General features: G+C 71.1%; 5 protein-coding genes. 2 read left to right on the forward strand and 3 right to left on the reverse strand.

All coding sequences use genetic code 11. The annotated features are described in order from the left end of the window. The 3 genes from C1I98_RS35495 to C1I98_RS35505 form a co-directional block, all read right to left on the reverse strand. The coding region (locus C1I98_RS35495) for a prenyltransferase/squalene oxidase repeat-containing protein (RefSeq protein WP_111171685.1) at window positions 1-1,012 on the reverse strand (1,012 nt) is incomplete at its 3' end. Next, on the reverse strand, window positions 1,009-1,722 hold the full coding sequence (locus C1I98_RS35500) for a class I SAM-dependent methyltransferase (RefSeq protein WP_199537467.1): 714 nt from the start codon (window positions 1,720-1,722) through the stop codon (window positions 1,009-1,011). The genes C1I98_RS35495 and C1I98_RS35500, both read right to left, overlap by 4 nt. 25 nt (window positions 1,723-1,747) lie before the next feature. Further along, the gene (locus tag C1I98_RS35505; protein WP_111171684.1) at window positions 1,748-3,013 is read right to left on the reverse strand and encodes a glycosyltransferase family 4 protein; all 1,266 of its coding nucleotides are present in this window, start codon (window positions 3,011-3,013) and stop codon (window positions 1,748-1,750) included. A gap of 278 nt (window positions 3,014-3,291) precedes the next feature. Here C1I98_RS35505 and C1I98_RS35510 point away from each other — a divergent pair, with 278 nt between their 5' ends. Together C1I98_RS35510 and C1I98_RS35515 are read left to right on the forward strand one after the other, a co-directional pair. Then, window positions 3,292-4,320, forward strand: coding sequence for a GDP-mannose 4,6-dehydratase (locus tag C1I98_RS35510; RefSeq protein WP_111171686.1), 1,029 nt, complete (start codon window positions 3,292-3,294; stop codon window positions 4,318-4,320). A 114-nt stretch (window positions 4,321-4,434) separates the two neighbouring features. After that, on the forward strand, window positions 4,435-4,635 hold a 201-nt coding region (locus C1I98_RS35515), incomplete at its 3' end, for a DUF1707 SHOCT-like domain-containing protein (RefSeq protein ID WP_158558315.1).

Below are 4,635 nucleotides of genomic sequence, written 5' to 3' on the forward strand. Positions count from 1 at the left end.
GGGCCGGGCCGGGCGCGGCGGCCTCCCGGAAGATCGCGCCGGCCGGGGAGTCGCCGGCCAGCGCCTCGGCGGCCAGGACGACGGCCGCCGCCGTGTAGGCCGAGCGCTCGTGCGGGAACCACGCCTCGTTGGCGTACTGCCAGCCGGTCCAGTAGGAGCCGTCGTCGTGGCGCAGCCGTTGCATGTCGGCGAACACCGTGAGGGCCCTCTCGCGATCTCCGATCGCGTCCAGGGCGAGCACCAGCTCACAGGACTCCGCGCCGGTCACCCACGGCTGGTCGGAGACGCACCGCACGCCGAGGCCGGGCACCACGAAGGTGTCCCAGCCGGCGGCCAGGCGCTCGGTGGCGGCGGTGCCGCGCACCGCGCCGCCGAGCACGGGGTAGTACCAGTCCATCGAGAAGCGGCTCTTGTCGGCGAACGCCTCGGGGTGGGCGGCGATCACATGGGCCAGCCGGTCGGCGGCGAGTTCCCATTCGGGCTGCGGGTCGCCCATCCGCTCGGCCAGCCGTACGGCGTGGCGCAGGCTCTGGTGGATCGAGGAGCAGCCGGTGAGCAGCGCGTGCGAGCCGGGCGCGCCGTCGTGGGCCCGCTCCCAGAGGATCTCGCCGCGCGCGGTCTGCAGGTCCACCGCGAAGTCGAGCGCCCGGCGTACGACGGGCCACAGCCCCCGGGCGAACGCCTCGTCGCCGGTCACCAGCAGGTCGTGCCACACGCCCACGGCGATGTAGGCCGCGTGGTTGGACTCGCCCCCGTGCTCGGCCGCCACGCCGCCGCAGACCTTCATCGGCCACGAGCCGTCGGCCCGCTGGTGGCGTACCAGCCAGGCGTAGCCCGCCCGGGCCTCCGCGATGAGCCCGGCCGAGGTCAGGGCCATCAGGCACTCGACGTGGTTCCAGGCGTCGACGTGGCCGTCCGGCCAGGGCACGCCGCCGTCGTCGTCCTGGGCGGCGGCGATGCTGCGCGCGGTCCGCACGACCTGCTCGTGGGTCAGCACTCCCGGGACGTTCATGCCGACTTCCGCGCGTAGAGGACCACGCTCTTGCCGATCACCGGGTTGAGCACGGCCTCGGCCAGGCGGGTCACCAGCGGACGCTCCATGATGTCCCAGACCAGCAGCTCGTGGTACGCCTTGGCCAGGGGGTGGTCGTCGTTGTTCACCCCCACCGCGCACTTGAGCCACCAGTACGGCGTGTGCAGCCCGTGGGCGTAGTGGTGGCCGCCGACCTCGAGCCCGGCGGACTTCAGCTTGGCCGCCAGCTCCGCCAACGTATATATCCGGACATGTCCGCCGGGCGCGGTGTGGTAGTCCTCATCCAGCGCCCAGCACACCCGCTCCGGCAGGAAGCTCGGCACCGTGACCGCGACCCGCCCGCCCGGCTTGAGCACCCGCACGATCTCGGCGATCGCCGCCACGTCGTCCGGGATGTGTTCGAGCACTTCGGCGGCGATCACCCGGTCGAAGCGGCCGTCCTCGAACGGCATGGCCAGCGCGTCGCCCACCAGCGTCTCGCCGGTGGCCCCCACCGGGATCTCGCCGGCCTTGTCCATCGCCGCGAACATCCCGGCGACCTTCTCCAGCTCCGCGGCGTCCTGGTCGAAGGCGACCACGTCGGCGCCCCGGCGCAGCGCCTCGAAGGAGTGCCGCCCGCCGCCGCAGCCGAGGTCGAGCACCCGGTCGCCGGGGCCGACCGGCAGCCGCCCGAAGTCGACCGTCAGCACGGCGGCCTCCCTGCGAGGCGTGCGGTCACCACGACCTCCTCTTGCGAAGGCGCTTGCCCTGGACCGCGATGGCCTCGCGGTACGCCTCCGCCGTGCGCATCGCGACCACCCGCCAGGTGTACCGCTCCATCGCCCGGTCATAGCCCGCCCGGCCGATCCGTTCGCGTTCGGCCGGCGAGTCGTGCAGCCTGCGCAGCGCCGCGGCCAGCTCGTCCGGCTCGCCCGGCGTGACCATCACCGCCGCGTCGCCGACCACCTCGGGCAGCGCGCCGGTACGGCTGGCCACCAGCGGTGTCCCCGACGCCATGTGCTCCACCGCGGGCAGCGAGAAGCCCTCGTACAGCGAGGGCACCACGGAGATCTCCGAGGTCGCGATCAGCTCGCCCAGCTCCTCGTCGGAGATGCCGTGCACGAACCGCACCCGGTCGGCCAGGCTCAACTCCGCCACCAGCTTCTCGGTGGGGCCGCCCGGGGTCGGCCGGCTCACCACTGTGAGGTTCACATCGCGCTCGGTGGCCAGCTTGGCGACCGCGCGCAGCAGCGTCGCCACGCCCTTCATCGGGGAGTCGGCGCTGGCCACGGCGACGATCGACCCCGGCCGCTTGGGCAGGTGCGGGCGCGGGTGGAAGACGCGGGTGTCCACGCCGAGCGGGATCAGCCGCATGTTGGCCTGCGGCACGTTGAAGTCGCGGTGGATGTCGGCCAGCGAGGACTCGCTGACCGTCAGGATCGGGTTCAGCCGCGGCGCGACGTGGCTCTGCATCCGCACGAACCCGTACCAGCGGCGCAGCGACACCTTGCGCTGTCCCTCCGCCTCGGCCAGCTCGATCCGCCGGTCCACGCTGATCGGGTGGTGGATGGTGCCGACGAGCGGGAACAGCCGCTGGATACCGAGCAGTCCGTACCCGAGGATCTGGTTGTCCTGGACCACGTCGAAGTCGCCCACCCGGGCGCGCAGCGCCCGCAGCGCGCGCAGGCTGAACGTCAGTGGCTCGGGGAAGCCGCCCGACCACATCGTGCCGACTTCCAGGACGTCGATCCAGTCGCGGTACTCGTGCAGCTTCGGCGTGCGGAACGGGTCTTCGTCGCGGTAGAGGTTCAGGCTGGGGACCTTGGTCAGGGTGACGCCCTCGTCCAGCTCCGGGTACGGCTGGCCGGAGAAGACCTCGACCCGGTGTCCGAGCCCGACCAGCTCACGGCTGAGGTGGCGGAGATACACCCCCTGGCCACCACAGGTCGGCTTGCTGCGATAGGAGAGCAATGCCACCCGCAGCGCCTCCGCACCTGCCACGGGACCTCCTTCCACGCCCGTCAGCGGCCCCTGGCAGGGGCGGGGTACACATGTACCTTGAAGATGACCTTAGTCGCGAACCTTACCATCCGGTATTTCGGGTGACGCCGAGGTGGAATTGTGCCTCACCTCACTGCACGCCGCGGCTGAGCTGCGACGTTGGGTCTACCGAACATAGCTCGGTGTAACACGTTCTAGCGCAGGCGGCCGGGAGCCCCCGGTCACCGCCATGGGGGTACATTCGCGTCACGACACGACGTGTAGCGATGGAGGACCCGTTGGCCAGGCGCGCGCTCATTACCGGCATCACCGGGCAGGACGGTTCCTATCTCGCCGAGCACCTGCTCGCGGCGGGATACGAGGTCTGGGGGCTGGTACGCGGCCAGGCCAACCCGCGCGTGTCGCGGCTGCGCCGGCTGCTCGGTGACGTACGGCTGGTCCGGGGCGACCTGCTGGACCAGGGCTCGCTCATCTCGGCGGTGGAGCGGGTACGGCCGGACGAGGTCTACAACCTGGGCGCGATCTCGTTCGTGCCGATGTCGTGGGAGCAGGCCGAGCTGACCGCGGAGGTCACCGGCATGGGCGTGCTGCGGATGCTGGAGGCGATCCGGGTGTGCTCGGGGGTGTCGTCGTCGCGTACGGCCGACCCGTCCGGGCAGATCCGCTTTTATCAGGCTTCGTCATCCGAGATGTTCGGGCAGGTGCGGGAGACGCCGCAGAACGAGCGCACGCCGTTCCACCCGCGCTCGCCGTACGGCGTGGCCAAGACCTACGGCCACTTCCTCACCCAGAACTACCGCGAGTCCTACGGCATGTTCGCCGTCTCCGGCATCCTGTTCAACCATGAGTCGCCGCGCCGCGGCGCGGAGTTCGTCACCCGCAAGGTGTCACTGGGCGTCGCGCGGATCAAGCTCGGCCTGGCCGGCGAGCTGCGGCTGGGCAATCTGGAGGCGCGCCGGGACTGGGGCTACGCGGGCGACTACGTGCGCGCGATGCGCCTGATGCTCGCCGCCGGCGCCCCCGAGGACTACGTGATCGGCACCGGCCGCACTCACACCGTGCGCGAACTCGTCGAGGCCGCCTTCTCCGCCGCCGGGCTCGACTGGGAACGCCATGTGGTGCGCGATCCGAGCCTGCACCGTCCGGCCGAGGTCGATCTGCTGTGCGCCGACCCCAAGAAGGCCAGGAGTCACCTGGGGTGGGAGCCGTCGGTCTCGTTCGAGGAGCTGGTCGCGCAGATGGTCGAATCGGATATCCGACTTCTTTCGGATGGCGGCGACCCTGACCAGGAATCCTCCTGGCCGTGACCTGGTGGTGATCGTGGAATATGAGCGGTATCGCCCACGACAGCGGTACCTCAGGTAGCTTTGCAGGACGGGGATTCGCGTGCGTGGAGGGTGGTCGTGCTACCTCATATCCGGGTGTCTGACGTCGAACGGGACCGTGCCAGCGAAATCCTTCGTGAGCATTTCGCGGTGGGCAGGCTGCGCGACGATGAGCTGATGGCCCGCCTGGACGCGGCGCAGACCGCCCGAAACTGGGGCGACCTGCACCGCATCCTCGCCGACCTGCCGCCCATCCCCGGCATGGCCCTCCAGCCGGTGCCCCCGCCACACCAGGGG

This window comes from Spongiactinospora gelatinilytica (genome assembly GCF_003236385.1).
GTDB classification, from domain to species: Bacteria; Actinomycetota; Actinomycetes; order Streptosporangiales; family Streptosporangiaceae; genus Spongiactinospora; species Spongiactinospora gelatinilytica.